The sequence below is a fragment of the Cellulomonas sp. PSBB021 genome (assembly GCF_002240455.1).
GTDB lineage: Bacteria > Actinomycetota > Actinomycetes > Actinomycetales > Cellulomonadaceae > Cellulomonas > Cellulomonas uda.
The window spans coordinates 1,870,985-1,892,216 of sequence record NZ_CP021430.1 but is presented as its reverse complement, the minus strand read 5'-3'; the positions used below and the strand labels follow the sequence as shown (position 1 = coordinate 1,892,216).

The following is a 21,232-nucleotide window of genomic DNA, read 5'->3' as shown; positions in this document are numbered from 1 at the left end:
CGGCCGGCCGCGCGCGCGGGTGCCGCGCGGGGTCCGCCCGCGCGACGGGGCGGGCTACACCGCGTTCCGCGTCGCGAACGCGGCGCTGCTGCTCGTGATGTGCGCGCTCGTGCTGTACCCGTTCGTCAACATCGTGGCGCAGGCGTTCAGCTCCGAGGGCTACATCAACTCGGGCCAGGTCAACCTGGTGCCGCGCGGGTTCAACCTCACGACGTTCCAGGTCGTGATGTCGGACGACATGTTCTGGGTCAACTACAAGAACACGGTCGTGTACACGGTCGTCGGCACCGCGATCGCGATGGCCCTCACCACCACGTACGCGTACGCGTTGTCGAAGAAGCACCTCAAGGGCCGCACGTTCTTCATCGGCGTCGCGGTGCTCACGATGTTCTTCAACGGCGGCCTGGTGCCGAACTACGTGCTCATCAACACGCTCGGGTTCAAGGACACCATCTGGGCGATCGTGCTGCCGAACGCGATCAGCGTGTTCAACCTGCTCGTCATGAAGTCGTTCTTCGAGAACTTCCCCGACGAGCTCGAGGAGGCCGCCGCGATCGACGGCATGTCGACGTACGGCATCTTCTTCCGGATCGTGATCCCGCTGTCCAAGGCCGTGCTCGCCACGATGGTGCTGTTCTACGCCGTGGCGTTCTGGAACAGCTGGTTCTCCGCCTACCTGTACATGACGGACCCGCACAACTACCCGGTGACGGTGTACCTGCGCAACCTCATGGCGGGCGTGACGTCGGGGACCACGGTGGCCGGCGGGAGCCTCGACAACACGACCCAGATCGCCTCCAACGTGCAGTCCGTGACGATGCTGCTCACGGTCCTGCCGATCGTGTGCCTCTACCCGTTCATCCAGAGGTACTTCGTGTCGGGCGTGATGCTCGGCGCGGTCAAGCAATGACGAGCGGGCGCACGCCGGGCCGTGAACCCGGCGTGCGCCCTATCGACCCCGTTCGCATTCCCAGCACCGAGCAGGACGACGAAGTTCCACCGGAGAAGGAGAAGGTCATGAGATCGACGAAGAAGAGCGTAGTCGCGTTCGGTTCCGCGGCCGCGCTCGTGCTGACGCTCACCGCGTGCTCGTCGGACGACCCGGAGCCACAGGCGACGGGAGGCGACGCGACCGCGAGCGGCGTCACTATCGACGAGGAGCACAGCGTCGGCGCCATGGCCGACTTCGCCGCCGGCACGCCGTTCGTCGCGACCGAGCCCGTGACGTTCTCGCTGCTGTACCGGGACCACCCGAACTACCCGCTCAAGAAGGACTGGCTCTTCTTCTCCGAGCTCAAGGCCAACACCAAGGTGTCGTTCGACATCACGAGCGCCCCGCTGTCCGACTGGGACGCGAAGAAGTCGCTCATCATCTCGGCCGGCGACGCGCCGGACCTGATCCCGGTGACCTACCCGGGCCAGGAGACGCAGTTCGTCGCGGGCGGTGCGCTCCTGCCCATCAGCGACTACGTGCAGTACATGCCGAACTTCCAGCAGAAGGTCGCCGACTGGGGACTCGAGCAGGCGATCGACAACCTGCGCCAGGTGGACGGCAAGTACTACATGCTCCCGGGCCTGTTCGAGTCGCCGCAGCCGCAGTACTCGATCGTCACGCGCCAGGACCAGTGGGACGCCGCGGGCATCACCGAGGCGCCCGAGACCTGGGACGACTTCAAGGCCGACCTCGCGACCCTCAAGCAGAAGAACCCCGACGCGTGGCCCATGTCCGACCGCTGGTCGACCACCAACAACGTCCCGCTCGGCGCGACGCTGCAGATCGCCTCGCCGAACTTCGGCACGGTCGCCGGGTGGGGCTTCGGCAACGGGCTCTGGTACGACGAGGAGTCGGGCGAGTACCAGTACGCGCCCGCGACCGAGGGCTACAAGCAGCTCGTCGAGTACTTCGCGGGCCTCGTCGCGGACGGTCTGCTCGACCCCGAGTCGATCACGCAGGACGACGACACCGCGATCCAGAAGTTCACGTCCGGCGAGTCGCTCACCATCTCCGGGAACACGCAGGAGATCACCACGTACCGCACGTCCTTCACGGACGCCGGCACGGACGCGACGCTGCGGCTGCTGCGCGTGCCGTCCGGCCCCGCGGGCGACAACGTCTCGGCGGGCAGCCGCACCGGTCCGGGCTTCATGCTGTCGGCCAAGGCGGCCGAGAACCCGAACTTCCTCGCGCTGCTGCAGTTCGTCGACTGGCTGTACTACTCCGACGAGGGCATCGAGTTCGCCAAGTGGGGGGTCGAGGGCACCACGTACACCAAGGACGGCGACACCCGCACGCTCGCCGACGACGTCGACTGGAACGGCCTGAACCCGGGTGCGCCGAAGCTCCTCAACGCCGACTTCGGCTTCAGCAACGGTGTGTTCATGCTGGCCAACGGGTCGTCCGACGAGCTCGTCGCGTCCACGTCCTCCGACGAGGTCAAGGAGTTCGTCGAGGAGATGTCGACGAAGACCGAGCTGCCGCTCGCACCCGCCGCGCCGCTCGAGGAGATGGAGCAGGAGCAGGTCAACCTGTGGCAGACGTCGCTCAACGACGCGGTCACGCAGGGCACGGCCGCGTTCATCCTCGGCAAGCGGCCCCTGTCCGAGTGGGACGCGTTCGTCGGCGAGCTCAAGGCGCTGAACATGGACCAGTACGTCGCCACGTTCAACACCGCGCTCGAGCGCGCGCAGGGCTGACGGCCTCCGGTGGCGGTCCGGGTGCGTGCCCGGGCCGCCACCGGCCGCCACCGCGCGTCAGGAGGAGGGACCGTGACCGTGACGGACCGCAGCACCCCGGCCTCCGAGATCGGCCGTGGACCGCTGTCGCGCTGGTCGGCGGCGGTGTACTGGGCGCTGGTGATCGAGCTGCTGATCCTGCTCACGGCGCTGCCCGGGCTGCTGGCCCTGGTCCTGCTCGACCGCTCGGTGTCCAACGCGCCGCTCGTCGCGCTGTGCCTCGTACCGCTCGGACCCGCGCTCGGCGCCGCGACGTACGCCTGGCGCGCCTACCTCGTCTCGCCCCCCGACCAGCGTGACCTCACGCCCGCGTCGTGGTTCTGGCGCGGCTACCGCCTGTCGTGGCGGGACGTGCTCGCGTGGTGGGTGCCCATGCTCGTCGTGCTCGCGCTGTTGGCGGTCGACGTCCTGCACGCCGGTGCCGTCGTCGGGCAGGGCTGGGCGGTCGCGTCGCTGGTGGTGGCCGTCGCGCTGCTCGTGTGGGCGGGCAACGCGCTCGTGCTGTCGTCGCTGTTCGCGTTCCGGACCCGGGACGTGGTGCGGCTGGCGGCGTACTACCTCGCGGCGCGCCCCGTCGCCGCGCTCGGCAACCTGACGCTCGTCGTCCTGGGCGCGACGCTGGCGACGGTCACCACGGACCGCCTCGTCCTGGCGCTCGCGACCCTCGCCGTGGCGTGCCTGGTCCGCACCGCCACGCCGGTCGTCGCCGACGTCACCGCCCGCTTCACGTCCCCGACCGACTGAGCCCGCCCCTCCGCCGACTGCGGACCGGGCCGGGGCGGGGACGGGTCAGGGGATGACGCGGCCGGCGGGGTCGGGGATGCCGGACTTGCGCCAGAAGTAGGTGTTGACCTGGTCGCGCCACTCGGCGGCGGAGCGGACCTGCTCGTCGAGCCGCTCCGCGACGCGGGCGTACACGGCGTCGGGGACCAGCCCCCGCACCTCGCGCCACGTCTCGCGCATGCGCTCGGTGGCCTGCGCGCCCGCGACGTGGGTGTCGTAGACGTGCTGGACCACCGTCGAGCCCGAGTGCAGCACGTGCGTGTAGGGCACGTGGTGGAAGAACAGCAGGAGCTCGTCGGGGCACGTGTCGAGCGACTCGTAGACGTCGCACCAGGGCGCCGGGTACTGGCCGGTGAACCCGGTGCCGGTGGCCCGCGTGCGGTCGACGCCGATGCCGTCACGGTCGGCGAAGTGGTACGTGCCCCACGGGGAGTACTCGTAGCCGTCGACGTCGGGACCGTAGTGGCCGTTCGGCTTGACCATGAAGCCGACTCCGAGCGGCGCGGTGTAGCTCTCGTAGACGCGCCACGAGTCGTCGAGGACCGCGTGCACGGTCGCGCGCACGCGCTCGTCGCAGCCGGGGAACGTCAGCGCGAGCCACTCGTCGAGCAGCGCCGACGGGGCGAGGGTCGGGTCCCACGCGAGCCGGCCGTACGCGTAGAGGTTGGCCTGCGCGAGGGGGTGCCCGGTCCAGAACGGGTCGTCGCCGACGTTGGCCACCGCGGCGAGCGCGCCGGCGAGCGTCCCGTCCCCGCGCACGACGTCGGCGACGGTCCGGCCCGGCCGCGCGGGGTCGAGCGGACCCCACGGCCGGAAGTCGAGCGCCTCGCGCCACAGCGGGGCGAGGTAGCACGCGTGCCGCTGCTGGCCGGTGTACTCCTGGGTGACCTGCAGCTCCATCGCCAGGCGGGTGCGCGGCATCGCGGCGATGAGCGGGGACAGGGGCTCGCGCACCTGGAAGTCGACCGGCCCGAGCTTGACCTGCACGACGACGTTCTCGTCGAACTGCCCGTCGAGCGGGGTGAAGTGGTCGTACGCGGCGCGGGCACGGTCGGTGCTCCGGTCCCGCCAGTCCTGGCGGTGGTCGTACACGAACGCGCGCCAGAACACCGTGCCGCCGTACGGGGCCAGCGCGCGCGCCAGCAGGTTCGCGCCGTCGGCGTGCGAGCGGCCGTACGCGAACGGCCCGGGCCGCCCCTCGGAGTCCGCCTTGACGACGAACCCGCCGAAGTCCGGGACCGCCGCGTGCACCCCGGCCGCGGCGTTCGCCCACCAGGCGCGCACGTCGTCGTCCAGCGGGTCGCTCGTCGTGAGCGCACCCGAGGTGATCGGCGCGGCGAAGTCCACCGCGAGGTACGTGCGGATGCCCTGGGCGCGGAACACCTCGGCCAGCCGTGCCACCTGGTCCAGCCCGGACGTCAGCAGCGCCGACTCGCGCTCGTGCACGTTGACGTTGTTGACGCACACCGCGTTGACGCCGACGTGCGCGAGCAGGCGCGCGTAGTCGTGCACTCGCGTGAGGTCGTCACGCAGCCGACCGTCGGCGAACCACAGCGACGCGCCGGCGTACCCGCGCTCGACCGGGCCCATGGGGGAGTCCGCGGCGATGTTGTCCCAGTGGTCGAGCTTGCGGATCGCGACGGCGGGCAGGTGGTCGACGAGCCCGGAGACCTCGTCGAGCACCTGCTCGTCGAACAGCGGCTCGCCGGTGCGCAGGACGTGGTGCCACCCGGCCAGCAGCCCGACCGGGGTCGCGGCGACGACGACGAGGGTCTCGCCGTCCCGTCCGACGACGAAGCCCTGGCGGCCGAGCTCGCCGTCGACCCCCGGCCGTCGCGCGAGGTCCAGCGCGCGTCCTGCCGCGCCGCTCAGCGCGGGCAGGACGCGCGCGTCGGACGCGAGCGCGAGGGTCAGGTGGGCGCGCTCGTCGTGCACCACGGCGCCGCCGTGGAGCCCGGTGGCCCGCACGAGCTCGTCGCGCAGGGTGGTCAGGACCGGGTCGTCACCGTCGGCCAGCAGCCGCACGCGCCGTCGCCCGGCCGGGCGGAGCACCTCGTCGGGCAGCCAGGCCGCGTGCCAGGGCCGGCCCGTCGGGCTCGTCGGACGTGTCGTCACCGGCCTCACCAGTCGTGGATGGTGCCGTCGTGCAGGCGCGTGAACGGCAGGTAGGCGGGCTCGTACGGGTGCGCCGCGGCCGCCTCGTCGTCGTACCCGACCCCGAGGCCCGGCTCGTCGCCCGGGTGCAGGTAGCCGCCCGTGAACGTGTACGACGTGCGGAACACCTCGCGCGTGCGCGGGGAGTGCGGCATGAGCTCCTGGATGCCGAAGTTGTGGATCGCCAGGCCGAGGTGCAGGGCGGCGGCCATGCCGACGGGGGAGATGTCCGTGGGCCCGTGGAAGCCCGTGCGGACCTGGTACATCGCGGCCTGGTCGGCGACCTTGCGCAGCGCGGTGACGCCGCCCGTGTGCGTGACGGACCCGCGCACGTAGTCGATGAGCTGCTCGCGCAGGAGCGTCTGGTAGTCCCACGCGGTGTTGAACACCTCGCCGATCGCGAGCGGCGTGGTGGTGTGCTGCCGCACCAGGCGCAGCGCCTCCTGGTTCTCGGCGGGCGTGCAGTCCTCGAGCCAGAACAGGTCGTAGGGCTCGAGGGCCTTGCCGAGCCGCGCCGCCTCGACGGGGCGCATGCGGTGGTGCCCGTCGTGCAGCAGCGGCAGGGCGGGGCCGAACTCGCCGCGCACCGCCTCGAACACGCCCGGGATGTGGCGCAGGTAGGCGCGTGTGTCCCAGTCCTCCTCGGCGGGCACGACCGCGCGCTGCGCGGGTTCGTAGTCATAGCGCGTGCCGGTGGTGGTGGGCTGGCTCGCGACGCCGTAGACCGTGCGCACGCCCGGCACGGACGTCTGCACGCGGATCGCGCGGAACCCCTCGTCGAGGTGGCGGCGCACCGAGTCGAGCAGCGCGGGCACGTCACGGCCCGACGCGTGCCCGTACGCGAGCAGGCCCGCGCGGCTCGCGCCGCCGAGCAGCTGGTACAGCGGCATGCCGGCGCGACGCGCCTTGATGTCCCACAGCGCGGTGTCGACCGCCGCGATCGCGGCCATCGTCACGGGCCCGCGGCGCCAGTACGCCGAGCGGTACAGGAACTGCCACGTGTCCTCGATGCGCTGCGCGTCGCGCCCGACCAGCAGGGGGACCACGTGGTCGCCGAGGTAGCTGGCGACCGCGAGCTCGCGGCCGTTGAGCGTCGCGTCGCCGAGGCCGACGACCCCGTCGGCCGTCGTGACGCGCAGCGTGACGAAGTTGCGGTCGGGGCTGGTGACCAGCACCTCGGCGCGGGCGATGACGTCGCGCTCGGCGGGCTCGGGGAAGGCGATGGGCTCGGCGAGCGGGGTGGTGCTCACGTCGGGGTCTCCTCGGTCGGCGGCGCCGGTGCCGCACGTGTCGTGACCCCGCGACCATAGCCAGCCGTTTCACCCTTTGGCAACCGTTTGCGCACAGTTGCCCGAGAGGCCGCGCGGCTGCGAGGATGATCCGCGGCAGACCCCGTCCCCGTCGTCCGGAGGCCCACGAGGTGGCAGAACGAGCAGCGACGCTCCGCGACGTGGCGGAGCGCAGCGGCGTGGCCGTGTCGACCGCCTCGCGCGCGCTCACCAAGCCCGGCCGCGTGAGCGAGGCGACCGCGCAGCGCGTCCTCGACGCCGCGCGCGAGCTCGGCTACTCCGCGTCCGCGGCCGGCCGCGCGCTCAGCTCCGGGCGGACCTGGACCGTGGCGCTCGTCGTCCCCGACATCACCAACCCGTTCTTCTTCGGCGTCATCCGTGGCACGCAGTCACGGCTGCGCGAGGGCGGCTACGCGCACGTGCTCGTCGACACCGAGGAGTCGGTTGAGGCCGAGGAACGCGCCCTGCGCTCGCTGCGCCGCTCGGTCGACGGCGTCATCCTCGCCGCCTCGCGCCTCGACGACGACAGCCTCGTGCGCTGGTCCGGCGACATCCCGCTCGTCACGCTCAACCGCACCTTCCCGGCGCTGACCAGCCCGAGCGTCGTCATCGACACCCCCAGCGGCGCCGTCCAGGCGCTCGAGCACCTCGCCTCGCTCGGGCACCGGCGCGTCGCGTACGCGGGCGGGCCGCGCACCTCGTGGTCCGACGGGCGGCGCCGCACCGCGCTCGCGGAGGCGGCGCGGCGGCTCGGCGTCGAGCTGACCGCCCTGGGGCCCTACGCCCCGCAGCGCGAGGCCGGCCCCGCCGCCGCCGACGCCGTCGTGCAGTCCGGCGCGACCGGTGTGCTGGCGTTCAACGACCTGCTCGCGTTCGGCATGCTCGAACGGCTCGAGCACCGTGGCGTGCGCGTCCCCGACGAGATGAGCGTCGTCGGCTGCGACGACGTGTTCGGCGCGGACCTCGTGCGCCCCTCGCTCACCACCGTCCGCGCCCCGCTCGAGAAGGCGGGTCACCACGCCGCCGAGCTCCTGCTCGCGTCCCTCGACCCGGTGCACCCCCGTGCCGGCGCGCCCGTCGAGCTGCCCACGCACCTCGTCGTCCGCGAGTCCTCCGGCCCCGCGCCGTCCTGACCGTCCTGGCCGGGCCGACGCGGGCGTCGGCGCCTCAGAGGCGAGGGTCGACCGGTTCGGACTCGAGCGCGAGGACCGCGAAGACCGCCTCGTGGACGCGCCAGAGCGGCTCGTCCGCGACGACGCGGTGCAGTGCCTCGATCCCGAGCGCGTACTCACGTAGCGCAAGGGCACGCTTGCGGCCCAGGTTGCGCGAGCGCAGGCGCTCCAGGTTCGCGCGCGTCGTGTACTCCGGGCCGTAGATGATCCGCAGGTACTCGCGGCCGCGGACCTTGATGCCCGGCTGGACGGTGCCGCGCGGGCCGCGCACGAGGTTGGCGAGCGGCTTGACGACCATCCCCTCGCCGCCGGCCGCGGTGAGGTCGGTCCACCACCGCGTGCCGGCCTCGACGGACGCCCGGTCCGCGGGGTCGACCACGAGGCGGCGGGTCGTGAGCAGTACGTCGTGGGGGTCGGCGGCGACGAGCGCGTCGGCGACCTCGAGGTGCCACAGGTGGTCGCGCTGCTCGAACGTCGCACCGCCGGACGCGCGACCCGCGGCGAGGAGCTGGAACGGTGCGAGCCGCACGCCGCGCAGCCCGTCGGTCGGCCAGACGTACGGGCGGTACGCGGCGGTGAACGCGTCGGCGTCGGCCACGCGCCGTGCGGTGCGCTCCAGCAGGTCGCCCACGTCGAGCCCGCGCGCGGCGGCCGTGGTCAGGGCGTCGAGCGACGCGCGGGTGGACGCCCGCGCCGCGGCGCCCACCGCCGCGTACTGCTCGCGCAGCAGGTCGCCCGCCTTGAGCGACCAGGGGAGCAGCTCGGCGTCGAGCAGCAGCCAGTCCGCGGGCGCTCGCGTGTCGTCGCCGGGCAGCGACGCGCCCACGGACGCCCACACGTCCGCCGCGTCGGCGGCGTCGCGGACGACCGCGAGCAGCTCCTCGGTGCGCGCGTCGTCGAAGAACGGGCGGCCGGTGCGGGTGTGGACCGCTCCGGTACTGCCCGCCGGCAGGGCGAAGCGTGCGGCAGCGACCTCGGGCGTCCGGCACACGAGCACCACGGCACGCGAGCCCATGTGCTTCTCCTCGCAGACCACGCGGTCCACGCCGTCGGACGCGTACTGCGCGAACGCCTGCGCCGGGTGCTCCAGCAGGTCGGCGCCCTCGGGCGCGGTGGCGCACGGCGACATCGTCGGCGGCAGGTACAGCAGGTGGCGCGGGTCGGTGGCGAACCGGCTCATCACCTCGAGCGCACCCGCGGCGTTCTCCTCCGCGACCGTCACACAACCCGCGAGCGTCGTCTCGACGACGCGCTTGCCGAGCACGTCGGTCACGTCGAGCACGTCCGGGTCGCGCGTCGCGGAGGCCGCCGGACCGGACACGAGGAACGGCCGCGGCGGCTCGCACCACACCTGCTCGGCGGGTACCTGCACGACCTCCTTCTCCGGGTAGCGCAGCGCGCTGAGCCGCCCGCCGAACACGCAGCCGGTGTCGAGGCACATCGTGTTGTTGACCCACACGGCGTCCGCCGACGGCGTGTGGCCGTACAGCACCATCGCCTTGCCGCGGTAGTCGTCGGCCCACGGCAGGCGCACCGGCAGTCCGTCCTCGTCGCTCTCCCCGGTCGTGTCGCCGTACAGCGCGAACGCGCGCACCCGGCCCGACGCCCGGTTGTGGTACGCCTCCTTGAGCCCGGCGTGCGCGACCACGAGCCGGCCCTCGTCGAGGACGAGGTGCGCGACGAGCCCGTCGCAGAAGTCCCGAACCTCCCGGCGGAACTCCTCAGGCTCGGCGGCGAGCTGCGCGAGCGTGCCCGCCAGCCCGTGCGCGGTCTGCACGGGGCGGCCGTCGAGCGCGCGGACGAGCTTGGCCTCGTGGTTGCCCGGGACGGCGAGCGCGTGGCCTGCGCCGACCATGCCCATGACGAGCCGCAGGACGCCCGCGGAGTCCGGGCCGCGGTCGACCAGGTCGCCGACGAACACCGCCCGCCGACCCTCGGGGTGCCGGGCGTCCACCGGCCGCCCCGCGTCGTCGCGGACGATCACGTAGCCGAGGCGCCCCAGGAGCGTCTCGAGCTCGCCGCGGCAGCCGTGCACGTCGCCGATCACGTCGAACGGCCCGGTCTCGTCCCGGCGGTCGCTGCGCAGGGGGCGGCGCTCGATGGTCGCGGCGTCGATCTCCTCGACCCCGTGCAGCACGTGCACGGTGCGGAAGCCCTCGCGGCCCAGACCGCGCAGCGACCGGCGCAGCTGGTCGCGCTGGCGCGCGACGACGCGTGACGGGACGGACCTGTCGGTGCGGGCCGCGTTGCGCGCGACGCACACCTCCTGCGGCGGGTCGAGCACGATCGCGACGGGGAGCACGTCGTGCTCGCGGGCGAGCGCGACGAGCTCGCGGCGCGCGTGCGGCTGGACGTTCGTCGCGTCGACGACCGTGAGCAGGCCCGCGCGCAGGCGCAGGCCTGCCGCGTGGTGCAGCAGGTCGAACGCGGCGTCGGTCGCGGACTGGTCCTCGGGGTCGTTCGAGACGACGCCGCGGCACCAGTCCGACGAGAGCGTCTCGAACGGACCGAACAGTCGGGCGGCGAAGGTCGACTTGCCGGAGCCCGAGGCGCCGACGAGCACGACGAGCGAGAGCGCGGGGACGTCGAGGGCGGCCATCACCGGTCTCCTTCCGTGCTCGTCGTGCTGCTCGTCGTGCTGGTCGGCTGGTCCTGGCGGTGGAACACCGCGAGCTGCGTCGGCGGCCCGACGTCCGGGTCGTCCGGACCCACGGCTGCGAACGACACCGTGTACCCGTACGCGCTCGCCGACCGCTGCGCCCATGCGCGGAACTGCGCGCGCGTCCACTCGAACCGGTGGTCGTGGTGGCGCACCCCGCCCGCGGCGAGCGACGGGTAGCGCACGTTGTGCTCGGCGTTCGGGGTGGTCACGACGAGCGTGCGCGGGCGAGCGACACCGAGCACCACACGCTCCATGGCCGCGAGGCGCGGCGGGTCGAGGTGCTCGACGACCTCCATGAGCACGGCCGCGTCGAACCCCGCGATGCGCGCGTCGGTGTACGTGACCGACGACTGCACGAGCTCGACGCGGGCGCGCACACGCTCCGGCATCGTGTCGAGGTGCAGGCGGCGTGCGGCCGTGGTCAGCGCGCGCACCGACACGTCGGTGCCGACGACGCGCGCGTACCCCTCGTCGAGCAGCCGCCCGACGAGGGCGCCCTCGCCGCAACCGAGGTCGACGACGGTGCGCGCGTCGGACGCGCGCAGGGCGGCGAGCACGGCCTCGTGCCGCTGGCGCACGATCGGAACGTCCGCCGGCGGCTCGGGCGTCGGCGTTCCTCCGGAGGGGTACGCCGCGTCGTCGTCGGTGGCCTCGACCGGCGCGACGCCCTCGACCTCGGCGAGGCGGTCCAGCGCGGAGGTCGTGAGCGCCCGGCTGCGCGCCAGGTAGCGGCGGGTGATCTCGTCGCGGGCCGGGTGCGCCGCGAGCCAGGCGCCGCCCGCGCGCAGGAGCTTGTCGACCTCACCCTCGTCGACCCAGTAGTGCTTGGTCCCGTCGAGCGCGGGCAGCAGGACGTACAGGTGGCTGAGCGCGTCCGCGACCCGGTGCGTGCCCCGCAGCCGCAGGTCCACGTACCGCGAGTCGCCCCACGCGGGCACCTGCGGGTCGAGCGGCAGCGGCGTCGCCTCGACCTCCCAGCCGAGCGGCGCGAGCAGTCGCTGCGCGGCCTCAGGCCCTCCCGCGCAGCCGACGACCGGCACGTGCACCTCGAGCGGCCAGCGCCGGTCGACCAGGTCGGGGCGGGCGTCGCAGCGGCCCGTGAGCGCCGAGCGGAACACGCGTCCCATCGCGACGACGAGCTGCGACGACGCGGTGTACGGCCGGTCGTTGACGTACTGCGCGAGGACGAACGGCTCGCGCCTGCCGGTGCCGCGCACGAGCGCGACGGGGTCGACCTCGAGCAGCACGGCGACCGTGCAGCGCTCGTCGTCCGCCTCCGGGTAGAGCACGTGCACGGTGCCGCCGTCGAACGTCTGCACGCGCGCGGGGTGCTTGTGCAGCAGGTAGCCGAGGTCGGACGCCGGCGTGGCGTCGTCCGGCCGGGTGGTCGTCAGGGTCAGCAGCACGCGGGGCATCTTCGCAGGTCGCGACCCCGCCCGTCGGTCGTTTTTCCCTGGCGGCCTCAGGGGGTCCCTCGTCGTCGAGCTCAGGCGTCAGCGCTTGTCCTTGACGTACTTCTTCGACGCCTCGTAGAGCTCCTGGCGGCTCATGCGGCCGGCCTTCGTGCCGGGAGGGAGGGCGGCCATGCCGTACGTGGCCTGACAGTCGGTGCAGACCGCGACCTCGTCCTGATCGGCGATCTTCGACGGTCGAGCCGCCTTGATGAACCGGACGTCAGAGTTGGTGAGCCCGGGTCGTCGCACGCGGAGTGCGCGTGCCACGTCGTCCTCGGCGCCCCCGCCTCGCCGAGGTTCTTCTTCGCCAAGTCCGCGTAGCTCGGCACGCTCATCGCTTCCCCCTCTACGTCGGCCGCGCTCGCCACGCGTGTCGCGTCGTCGAGCCGGCCGTCCAGCACCAGCACAGGGACGGCACGGACCGTCCGCCACTCTGGGCGGGGTGAACTTCTGGCTGGCGGCCGCGTCCGGCGGCGCTCGGGCCTGCCGGCGAAGGGCGGCGACGTCTCTGCCCATCTCGAGCGCGACACGTCCGGTCTCACGTGTCCCACGTGCCGGCCGCAGGTCAGGGGGTGCGTATGCGGGACCGCGAAGAGGATTCGGCCCAGTGCAGCGAGATCGACTGGACGGCGGGTTCGTCGAGCGGGTCCGGGATCGGGGCATGGTCCGGCGACGCGCGCAGCCCGTCGAGCAGGACGGTCGTGTAGCGGCGGTAGGCGTCGGGGCGGGTGTCGACGGCGTGCTTGGCGAGCTCGGTGACCATCCAGAGGACGATGATCACGTCCTGCTCCGTGGCTCCCTCGCGCAGGTCGCCCTGCTCGCGTGCCCGGCGGAACAGGTCGCGCGTGAGCTCCGCGATGCCGCCTGTGACCTCGGGGACCAGGTCCTCGTACCCGCCGAGGGCGGCGTCGCGCAGGCCGATGTTCTCGACCAGCAGGTCGGTCACGCGGCCGACGAGCAGCACGAGCCCGTCCCATGCGCGCGGCGTCGCGGCGGCCTCGCGCGCGACCGCGTAGAGCTCTTGGAGCGGCGCGGCGAGGGCGGCCTCGAGGAGCTCGCGGCGGTCCGCGAACCGGCGGTACACGGTGCCGACGCCGACGCCCGCGCGGTGCGCGACCTCGTTGAAGCCGACGCCGAGGCCGTGCTCGGCGTACAGCTCGCACGCGGCGCGGATGATCCGCTCGCGGTTGCGCTCCGCGTCCCGGCGCAGCGGCGCCGGGTGCGCCGTTCCGCCCGACACGCCGTGCGCCGTGCCGTGCGCGGGGGTGGGGGTCCGCGCCGGAGTCCTGTCCATCCGCTCAGGGTAACCCGCAAGCGGATACATGAGATCAACTTCACACCGGGCAAGCGGATGACCCGAATCAACTTGTGTGCCTACGATGCGGATCTGGAATGACGTGCCGGCGCACCCGCCGCACGCGACGACCAGCCGGCGGCGCCGGCGGGAGGACACCCCCCTCATGGCTGAGCTGCTCTACCGGATCGGCATGTTCGCGGCGCGTCGCGCCTGGCTCGTCGTCGGCGCGTGGGCCACGGCCCTCGCGCTCGCGGTCGGCGCGTTCCTCACGTTCGGCGGCACGCTGACGGAGGCCATCTCGATCCCCGGCACCCCGACCGCCGAGGTCACCGACCGGCTCGCGCGCGAGCTGCCGTCCGCGAGCGGCGGGACCGGTCGCGTCGTGTGGAGCACCGACGACGGCTCGGCCCTGACCGACGAGCAGCAGCAGGCCATCAGCGCCGAGCTCGCGAAGGTCGCCGACGTCGACGGCGTCGTGCAGGTCGCCGACCCGTTCGCCACCGAGGCGCAGCGCGCCGAGCAGGCCCGGCAGGTCAGCGAGGGCGAGCAGCAGCTCACCGCCGGCAAGGCGGAGCTCGACGCGGGCCAGCAGCAGCTCGCCGACGGCCAGGCGCAGCTCGACGCGGGACGCGCACAGCTCGAGAGCGCACAGGCCGAGCTCGACGCGACGGTCGCGCAGGTCGGCGACAACGCCCAGACCCAGGCCGCGCAGGCCGAGCTGGACGCGCAGCGCGCCCAGCTCGACGCCCAGCAGAAGGCGCTCGACGACAAGCAGGCCGAGCTCGACGCGGGGCGCGCGGAGCTCGAGGCCCGCGCGCCGCAGCTCACCGACGCGAAGGCGCTGCTCGACATGGCGTCCGAGATCCGCCTCGTCTCGAGCGACGGCTCCACAGCGGTCGGCACGGTCGTGTTCGCCCTGCCCCAGCACGAGGTCCCGGACGAGACCAAGCAGGCCGTGGTCGACACCGTGACGGCCGGCGTGCCCGACGGCGTCACCGCGGACTTCTCGACCGAGATCGCGCAGGGCTCGATCCAGCTCGGCGGCGCCGCCGAGGCGATCGGTGTGCTCGTCGCGGGCATCGTGCTCGTCGTCATGCTCGGCACGCTCGTCGCCGCAGGCCTGCCGCTGCTCAACGCACTCGTGGGCGTGGGCGTCGCCGCCGCGGGGGCGATGGCGTTCTCCGGCGTGGTCGAGATGACCTCGGTGACGCCCGTCCTGGGCGCGATGCTGGGCCTCGCGGTCGGCATCGACTACACGCTGTTCATCCTCAACCGGCACCGGCGACAGCTGCGGCTCGGGATGGACGTGCGCGAGTCGATCGGGCTGGCGAACGGCACGTCGGGCAACGCGGTCGTGTTCGCCGGCACCACGGTGCTGATCGCGCTGCTGGGCCTCAACCTCACGGGCATCGACTTCCTGGGCCTCATGGGCACCGTGGCGGCCGCGAGCATCCTCGTCGCGGTGCTCGTCGCGGTCACGCTCACGCCCGCGATGCTGGGGCTGCTCGGCCGCCGGATCCTGCCCGCGAAGCACCGCGACGAGGTCCGGCCGGACGCGCACGAGGCCGCGCAGCCCATGCGCAACGGCCGGGCGTGGCTGTCGATCGTCGCGGGCGTGGGCGTGCTCGTCGTCGTGGCCCTGCCGGCGCTGTCCATGCGCCTGGGCCTGCCGACCGGCGCGAACGAGCCCACGGAGTCGACGCAGTACCAGGCGTACGCCGCGGTCTCCGACGCGTTCGGCGCGGGCGTCAACGGCCCGCTCGTCGTCGTCGCCGACCTGCCCGAGGCCGTCACGCAGGACGAGCTCACGTCCGTCCAGGCGCGCCTGGGCGCGCAGCTCATGGCCGACGACGACGTGGTCGCCGTCGCGCCGGTCGGCACCAACGAGGCGCGCACGGTCCTCGTCTTCCAGGTCGTCCCTGCCGAGGGGCCGGACAGCGAGTCCACCGAGGAGCTCGTGCACACGCTGCGGGCGCTCGAGGTGGACGGCGGCACCGGCACGTTCCAGGTCGCCGGGAGCGCGAGCGCGAACATCGACATCTCCGAGAAGCTCGCCGACGCGCTGCCCGTGTACCTCGCGGTGGTCATCGGGCTGTCGATCTTCATCCTCGTCGCGGTGTTCCGCTCGTTCCTCGTCCCGGTCGTCGCGACCGGCGGGTTCGTGCTGTCGCTGTTCGCCGCGATGGGCGGCGTCACCGCCGTCTACCAGTGGGGCTGGGCGGCGGACCTGTTCGGCGTGTCCAACCCCGGCCCGGTGCTGAGCTTCCTGCCCACCCTGCTGGTCGGCATCCTGTTCGGCCTCGCGATGGACTACCAGCTGTTCCTCACCTCGGGCATGCGCGAGGCGTACGCGCACGGGGTTCCCGCGCGGCGCGCGGTCATGGAGGGCCTGCACGCGGGCCGGGCCGTCGTGACGGCCGCGGCGATCATCATGATCTCCGTGTTCGGCGGGTTCGTGTTCTCCCACCTGTCGTTCGTCCGGCCGCTCGGGTTCGCGCTCGCGTTCGGCGTGCTGCTCGACGCGTTCGTCGTGCGCATGCTGATCATGCCCGCGGTGCTGCACCTCGCCGGGGACAAGGCGTGGTGGCTGCCGAGCTGGATCGACCGCGTGATGCCCGACGTGGACGTCGAGGGCGCCAAGCTCGAGCGTCGTCACCCGGGCGTTCCCGGCGGCGCGCCCACCGAGCCGACGAGCGAGCCGACGAGCGAGCCGACGAGCGGGCCCTGACCCGTCAGCCGCCGGTGCGCGGCGGGAGCGTCGGCGCCCAGCGGCGGTAGCCCGCGCGCAGCTCCACCGGACGCTCGTCGTCGTCGCTGCCGTGCCCGGCGACGTCCTCCCACAGCACCAGGAACGTCCCGCGGTGCCGCCGGCGCAACCAGCCGGCGAGCACCGCGGGCGCGCGCGCGTCGGACCGCTCGTAGCCGAGGAACGACGTGCCCGTGCGTGGCGAGACGAGCAGGCCGTGCAGGCGCGGCGCGGCGAGCGCGCCGTCGAGCGGCCCGTCGAGCACCAGTCGCACGTCGACGACGAAGCCCAGCGGACGTCCGCGGTCGTCGACGACCCTTGCGTCCAGCAGGTCACTCAGGAGCATGGCGACCCCCCGGGATGCGTCCGATCACGTGCTCGCGCAGCCACCGCTCCACCCACAGCACGTCGAGCTCCTCACCGTGCACGCCCAGGCGGACCACGATCCCCACGTCCGTGACGTGCCGCCACGCGATGCGGTGCCAGCGGCTGCGCGGCGGGCGGCCGCCGAAGACCCGGGTCGCGAGCACGGGACCGGACAGCAGGTCGGTGACGACCACGAGCCCGTCCCGCTCGGCCAGCTCGACGTCGTCGACGGTCGCCACCGGGTCGCCGGCCACGTCGTCGACCTGGCGGTCCAGCAGGTGCAGGCGGGCGTCGAGGACGAGCCCGGCGGGACGCGGAGGGTCGGGCAGCCGCTCGTCGGGCGGGAAGGGGCGTTCGTGGCGCCGCGGGCGTGGGCTCATCCGCCGGCTCCCGTCGCGATCATGAGGGGGATCGCCGCGAGCGACGCGGCGAGGATGACGACCAGGTAGACCAGGCCGAGCGCGTTCGTCGCCCGACCGTTGACGTGGTCGCCCATGTACTCGCGGTCGTTCGCGACGACGAGGATCGGCAGGTACGTCAGCGGCAGCGCGACCGCCGAGAAGACCACCGAGTACTCGGTGACGGCGACCGGGTCGACGTTCGTCAGGAGGACGAGCGTGCCGACGAGCACGGCGACGGCCATCGCGGTGTGGAACCGGGCGGCCTGCGCGGGCCGGTGGTACTTGCCCCACGACCACCCGAAGAACTGCGCGAGCGTGTAGCCGGTCGACAGCGCGGTCTCGAGCGCGGCGCCGAACGTGGCCGCGACGATCCCGAGGATCACGAGCGCGAGCAGCAGCTTGCCGCCGGCGAGCGCGACGGGCAGCGTGATCTGAGACAGCGTCGAGACCTCGATGCCGCGGGGGAGCAGGACGACGGCCGCGCACCCGGCGATCGCGACGGACAGCAGCCCGCCCAGCGGGAACCCGATGAGCACGTTCGCGCGCGAGACGGACAGGTCCTTCACCGTCCAGCGCTCCTCGCGCGCGCCCGACGAGAAGAAGAACACCTCGTAGGGCGTCATCGCGGCGCCGAACAGCGCGACCGCGTAGTACCAGTACGTGGGGACCGGCTCGCTCGCGGGGACCTGCGGGCGCGTCGCCTGCTCGACGAGCTCGCCCCAGTCGGGGCCGAGCTGGAACAGCGCCACCGCGAACGCGGCGAGCGTGAGGCCCAGCAGCCCCGCGACGTTCTCCAGGACCGAGAACTTCACGCGCCACAGCACGAGCCACACGGCCAGCCCCGCGAACGGGATCCACAGTCGCCGTTCGACGCTGCTCGCGAGCTCGAGCGCGAGCGCGATGCCCCCGATCTCCGCGGTGAGCGTGAGCAGGGTGACGAGGAAGGACGCGACGAGGTTCGCGCCGCCCACCCGCGGGCCGAGGCGTTCGCGGATGATCTCGAACGTCGCGCGTCCGCTCACCGCGGCGACGCGCCCCGACATCTGCGCGAACAGGCAGATCCCGACGACCCCGACGAGCACGACCCACACGAGCGACAGCCCGAACCGCGCACCGACGACCGCGTTGGTGACCAGGTCGCCGATGTCGACGAAGCCGCCGATGGCCGTGAGGATGCCGAGCGCGACCGCGAAGAACTTCTTCACGAAGCCGCCTCCAGGTCGGCCGTCACGGCGTCGATCGCGTCGCCCGCCTCGGTGAGCGCGGCCGTCACGTCGTGCGCGGAGCCCGCGGACAGGTCGTTGACCCACGCGCGTGCCGCGGCGAGCGCGGTCGTCGCGGACGCGACCGCATCCAGCGCCCGCGCGCGGGTGTCCTGCCGCTCGAGCGGCGGCAGCGCGTCGGCGAGCGCGCTGCTCGCCGACCCGACCTCGGCGATCGCGTCGCGCAGGGTGCCGTCCGCGACGGGCGTCGTCGTGCGGTCACGGACGACGAGGTCGACGACGAGGAGGCCGACCTCGACGCCCGACGACGCCTCGTCGAGCGCGGCCGTCAGGGTGATCTGCGCCGACCCGTCGGCGGACGACGGACCGTACGCGCATCCGCCCAGCAGGAGGAGGCACGCCCCCGCGGCCGCGGCTCGCCCGGGGGTGAGTCGGCTGGTCATGTCGGTGATCGTGGACCCGCGCGGCGCGACGCGCACGGCGAGGCGCCGCGCGGGTCCGGGGCGACGGGTCAGAAGACCGGCTTGCCGCCCGTGACGCCCAGCACCGTCCCCGACACGTACGAGCCGGTCGTCGACGAGGCGAGGAACACGAACGCGTGCGCGACCTCGGCGGGCTCGCCCGCACGGCCGAGCGGGGTGTCCTGGCCGAACACCTCGACCTTCTCGGGCGGCTGCGTCGCGGGCTGCAGCGGCGTCCAGATGGGACCGGGTGCGACCGCGTTGACCCGGATGCCGCGCTCACCGAGCTCGGCCGCGAGGTTGACGGTGATGTTGTTGATCGCCGCCTTGGTGGAGGCGTAGTCGACCAGCGACTGCGACGGCTGGTACGCCTGGATCGACGTGCAGTTGACGATCGAGGACCCATCACCGAGGTGCTCGAGCGCCTCCTGCGTGACCCAGAACAGCGCGTACAGGTTGGTCTTCATGACCCGGTCCAGGTCGTCGGTCGTGACGTCGGCGAGCGAGTCGCGGCGCGCCATCTGGAAGCCGGCGTTGTTGACCAGCAGGTCGAGGCCGCCGAGACCGTCGACGGCGGTCCGGACGGTGCCACGCGCGGTCTGCTCGTCGCGCAGGTCGCCCGGCACGAGCACGCACGTCCGGCCCGCCTCGCGCACCCAACGCGCGGTCTCCTGCGCGTCCTCGTCCTCCTCGGGCAGGTAGCTGATCGCCACGTCCGCACCCTCGCGTGCGAACGCGATCGCCACGGCACGCCCGATGCCCGAGTCGCCGCCGGTGACGAGCGCGCGCCGGCCGGCGAGCAGACCGTGGCCGGTGTAGCTGTGCTCACCGTGGTCGGGCTGCGGGTCCATGGGGGCGGTGAGGCCCGGGGGCTCCTGCTGCTGGGCGGGTCGGACGGCGTTCTCGTCGCTCATGGTGCGCTCCCTCGAGGTCGTCGGTGGGTCCTCGCCACGCTAGGCAGAGGTACTGCGGACCGGCACCTCGAACGGTCGTCGACCTGGTGGGAGACGGCCCGCGGGGAACCGGCCAGAGGCGGGCAGAGACCCGAAGACACCCGAAGAGACCCGAAGAGACCCGCTCGCGGCCGCCGCGCTCGCCCGCACAGGGCGTCCGTGGCGTCTGGGCGGGGCTCTCGCCTCACGCTCGCGACGCGGGTCTCAGGTCGCCGCGACGGGTCGCGGCCTGGTGCTGGTCCTAGGTGTCGGCCCTAGGCGTCACGGCCCTAGGTGTCGGCCGCGCGGACGTCGCACATGCTCGCTCACCCCTTGATGTCCTGCCCCCGCACGCCTCGACGCGTGCCCGGACCCGGCAACGGCCGGTCGGGGCATCGCACCTCGGCCGGTCGGCACGTCGACCATAGGCCGCCCCGGCCGGCCCCGCATGTCGAGCGACCCGCACGGGCCGCGCACCGCCGCCTCCCTGCACGTGCGGGTACCGGTCGCGCACCGCAGGATGGGCACGGACCGACGGCGAGGAGGAGCCCATGGGTGGCGTGGACGAGGTGCTGCAGCGCTCGGGGAGGACGGTGCGCGGCGCCGTGGCGCGGCTCGAGGAGTCCGCGGCGCTCGACCGGCCCGCGACGGCCGTCCGGGCGGCCGCACGTGCGGTGCTGCGGCCGCGCGCACTGTCCGACGTGCTGCGCGGCGTGCCCGCCGGTCACCCCGCGCACCCGCCGCTCACCGACGTGCCGATCGGGCTGTGGCTCTCCGCGAGCACGCTCGACCTGCTCGCACCCGTCGCGGGGCGTCGCGCCGCGGACCGGCTGGTCGGGCTCGGCGTCCTCGCTGCGACGCCGACGGCGCTGACCGGCTTGGCCGACTGGGGCACGAGCGAACGGAACGACCCGGCGGTGCGGCGCGTCGGCGTCGTGCACGGCGTCGCGAACCTCGCCGCGCTGGCCTGCTACTCGACGTCGTGGGTGCTGCGCCGCCGCGGGCACCGGGCGGCGGGCGTGCTCGCGGGCCTCGCGGGTGGTGCGGTCCTGGGCGTCGGCGGCTACCTCGGCGGCCACCTCGCGCTGGTGCGCGGTGTGCCCCGCCAGGACCCGGTCGCGCGCGAGGTGGACCGGGTCGCGACCGGCGTGAGCCGCACGGCGTCGCACGAGGCCACGGCGGACCTGTTCGACCCGGTGGCCGTCGACGAGTCGAAGCGCAGCACCACGGACCACGCGGAGATCCGCACCTGGGTCGAGGCGCAGGGTGGAAGGCCCGCGCTCGTCCCGCCGCTCGGGCGCGGTGAGCCGCCCGTGCCGGCGGTGATCTTCCCGAGCGGGCCGAGCGGCCACGGCGCGGTCCCCGCGACGTGGCAGGAGTGGTTCGACGCGTTCGACCGCGGCGGTCTCGCGTTCGTCCGCCCGGCACGGCTGACCGACGCGCCGCCGTTCTTCGAGCTCACCCAGGCCTGATCGGGCGGGTGCCCACCGGGGTCCTCCAGCGGTGAGAGGACCCGCGTTCGCTTGCCGTGGACGCGCCCGCGCACGTACCGTCGTGAG

At 73.6% G+C, this 21,232-nt stretch carries 17 protein-coding genes; 6 read left to right on the top strand and 11 right to left on the bottom strand.

Going from position 1 to position 21,232, the window contains the following annotated elements:
* The first annotated feature begins 19 nt into the window (after window positions 1-19).
* The 3 genes from CBP52_RS08530 (at window position 20) to CBP52_RS08520 (ending at window position 3,477) form a co-directional block, all read left to right on the top strand.
* Window positions 20-910: a carbohydrate ABC transporter permease gene (locus CBP52_RS08530; RefSeq protein ID WP_232514770.1), complete on the top strand. Its 891-nt coding sequence runs from the start codon at window positions 20-22 to the stop codon at window positions 908-910.
* Between the two features lie 107 nt (window positions 911-1,017).
* Window positions 1,018-2,694 (top strand): extracellular solute-binding protein, encoded by a 1,677-nt coding sequence (locus CBP52_RS08525; RefSeq protein WP_094182275.1) that lies wholly within the window; start codon window positions 1,018-1,020, stop codon window positions 2,692-2,694.
* Window positions 2,695-2,766: 72 nt separating this feature from the next.
* Window positions 2,767-3,477 (top strand): DUF624 domain-containing protein, encoded by a 711-nt coding sequence (locus CBP52_RS08520; protein WP_232514725.1) that lies wholly within the window; start codon window positions 2,767-2,769, stop codon window positions 3,475-3,477.
* A gap of 45 nt (window positions 3,478-3,522) precedes the next feature.
* Here the strand turns inward: CBP52_RS08520 and CBP52_RS08515 are convergent, their stop codons facing one another.
* Window positions 3,523-5,631 (bottom strand): alpha-glucuronidase, encoded by a 2,109-nt coding sequence (locus tag CBP52_RS08515; protein WP_198303550.1) that lies wholly within the window; start codon window positions 5,629-5,631, stop codon window positions 3,523-3,525.
* A 5-nt stretch (window positions 5,632-5,636) separates the two neighbouring features.
* Window positions 5,637-6,920 (bottom strand): D-mannonate dehydratase ManD, encoded by a 1,284-nt coding sequence (gene manD / locus CBP52_RS08510; protein ID WP_369826330.1) that lies wholly within the window; start codon window positions 6,918-6,920, stop codon window positions 5,637-5,639.
* A gap of 200 nt (window positions 6,921-7,120) precedes the next feature.
* Between manD and CBP52_RS08505 the strand changes: the two genes are divergently transcribed.
* A complete protein-coding gene (locus CBP52_RS08505) occupies window positions 7,121-8,092 on the top strand; it encodes a LacI family DNA-binding transcriptional regulator (RefSeq protein WP_232514724.1) in 972 nt (323 codons plus the stop codon).
* Between the two features lie 34 nt (window positions 8,093-8,126).
* Here the strand turns inward: CBP52_RS08505 and CBP52_RS08500 are convergent, their stop codons facing one another.
* From CBP52_RS08500 to CBP52_RS08485, 4 genes are all read right to left on the bottom strand, one after another.
* On the bottom strand, window positions 8,127-10,730 hold the full coding sequence (locus CBP52_RS08500) for a polynucleotide kinase-phosphatase (RefSeq protein ID WP_094180584.1): 2,604 nt from the start codon (window positions 10,728-10,730) through the stop codon (window positions 8,127-8,129).
* Entirely contained in the window at window positions 10,730-12,208 is a 1,479-nt protein-coding gene (locus tag CBP52_RS08495; RefSeq protein WP_369826329.1) for a 3' terminal RNA ribose 2'-O-methyltransferase Hen1, read from the bottom strand. Before CBP52_RS08495 ends, CBP52_RS08500 begins: the two co-directional genes overlap by 1 nt.
* A 78-nt stretch (window positions 12,209-12,286) precedes the next feature.
* Window positions 12,287-12,514 carry a hypothetical protein gene (locus CBP52_RS08490; RefSeq protein ID WP_094180583.1) on the bottom strand — a complete coding sequence of 76 codons (228 nt, stop codon included), beginning with the start codon at window positions 12,512-12,514 and terminating at the stop codon, window positions 12,287-12,289.
* Window positions 12,515-12,812: 298 nt separating this feature from the next.
* Window positions 12,813-13,541, bottom strand: coding sequence for a TetR/AcrR family transcriptional regulator (locus CBP52_RS08485; RefSeq protein WP_157732552.1), 729 nt, complete (start codon window positions 13,539-13,541; stop codon window positions 12,813-12,815).
* 166 nt (window positions 13,542-13,707) lie between these two features.
* On the opposite strand from CBP52_RS08485, the gene CBP52_RS08480 reads away from it, so the two are divergent.
* Window positions 13,708-16,272: an MMPL family transporter gene (locus CBP52_RS08480; protein WP_094180581.1), complete on the top strand. Its 2,565-nt coding sequence runs from the start codon at window positions 13,708-13,710 to the stop codon at window positions 16,270-16,272.
* Between the two features lie 4 nt (window positions 16,273-16,276).
* Here CBP52_RS08480 and CBP52_RS08475 read toward each other — a convergent pair whose 3' ends face one another.
* The 5 genes from CBP52_RS08475 to CBP52_RS08455 all read right to left on the bottom strand — a co-directional run bounded on the left by CBP52_RS08475 (window position 16,277) and on the right by CBP52_RS08455 (window position 19,655).
* Complete coding sequence (locus CBP52_RS08475; RefSeq protein WP_094180580.1) at window positions 16,277-16,636, bottom strand: hypothetical protein; 360 nt, start codon at window positions 16,634-16,636, stop codon at window positions 16,277-16,279.
* On the bottom strand, window positions 16,623-17,036 hold the full coding sequence (locus tag CBP52_RS08470) for a hypothetical protein (protein WP_232514723.1): 414 nt from the start codon (window positions 17,034-17,036) through the stop codon (window positions 16,623-16,625). The genes CBP52_RS08475 and CBP52_RS08470 overlap by 14 nt, the downstream gene beginning before the upstream one ends.
* Window positions 17,033-18,262, bottom strand: a complete 1,230-nt coding sequence (locus CBP52_RS08465) for an Nramp family divalent metal transporter (RefSeq protein WP_094180579.1) — start codon at window positions 18,260-18,262, stop codon at window positions 17,033-17,035. Before CBP52_RS08465 ends, CBP52_RS08470 begins: the two co-directional genes overlap by 4 nt.
* Window positions 18,259-18,723, bottom strand: coding sequence for a hypothetical protein (locus CBP52_RS08460; protein ID WP_157732551.1), 465 nt, complete (start codon window positions 18,721-18,723; stop codon window positions 18,259-18,261). Before CBP52_RS08460 ends, CBP52_RS08465 begins: the two co-directional genes overlap by 4 nt.
* A gap of 68 nt (window positions 18,724-18,791) precedes the next feature.
* On the bottom strand, window positions 18,792-19,655 hold the full coding sequence (locus tag CBP52_RS08455; RefSeq protein WP_094180577.1) for an SDR family oxidoreductase: 864 nt from the start codon (window positions 19,653-19,655) through the stop codon (window positions 18,792-18,794).
* A 569-nt stretch (window positions 19,656-20,224) separates the two neighbouring features.
* Here CBP52_RS08455 and CBP52_RS08450 point away from each other — a divergent pair.
* Window positions 20,225-21,145 (top strand): DUF2231 domain-containing protein, encoded by a 921-nt coding sequence (locus CBP52_RS08450; RefSeq protein WP_094180576.1) that lies wholly within the window; start codon window positions 20,225-20,227, stop codon window positions 21,143-21,145.
* Window positions 21,146-21,232: the final 87 nt, after the last annotated feature.

What these genes read in the sequence shown, in the direction of transcription:
- CBP52_RS08525 (WP_094182275.1), top strand. Translation starts at nt 1,018, where the DNA reads ATGAGATCGACGAAGAAGAGCGTAGTCGCGTTCGGTTCCGCGGCCGCG.
- CBP52_RS08500 (WP_094180584.1), bottom strand. Translation starts at nt 10,730, where the DNA reads ATGGCCGCCCTCGACGTCCCCGCGCTCTCGCTCGTCGTGCTCGTCGGC.
- CBP52_RS08495 (WP_369826329.1), bottom strand. Translation starts at nt 12,208, where the DNA reads ATGCCCCGCGTGCTGCTGACCCTGACGACCACCCGGCCGGACGACGCC.
- CBP52_RS08485 (WP_157732552.1), bottom strand. Translation starts at nt 13,541, where the DNA reads ATGGACAGGACTCCGGCGCGGACCCCCACCCCCGCGCACGGCACGGCG.
- CBP52_RS08480 (WP_094180581.1), top strand. Translation starts at nt 13,708, where the DNA reads ATGGCTGAGCTGCTCTACCGGATCGGCATGTTCGCGGCGCGTCGCGCC.
- CBP52_RS08475 (WP_094180580.1), bottom strand. Translation starts at nt 16,636, where the DNA reads ATGCTCCTGAGTGACCTGCTGGACGCAAGGGTCGTCGACGACCGCGGA.
- CBP52_RS08470 (WP_232514723.1), bottom strand. Translation starts at nt 17,036, where the DNA reads ATGAGCCCACGCCCGCGGCGCCACGAACGCCCCTTCCCGCCCGACGAG.
- CBP52_RS08460 (WP_157732551.1), bottom strand. Translation starts at nt 18,723, where the DNA reads ATGACCAGCCGACTCACCCCCGGGCGAGCCGCGGCCGCGGGGGCGTGC.
- CBP52_RS08455 (WP_094180577.1), bottom strand. Translation starts at nt 19,655, where the DNA reads ATGAGCGACGAGAACGCCGTCCGACCCGCCCAGCAGCAGGAGCCCCCG.
- CBP52_RS08450 (WP_094180576.1), top strand. Translation starts at nt 20,225, where the DNA reads ATGGGTGGCGTGGACGAGGTGCTGCAGCGCTCGGGGAGGACGGTGCGC.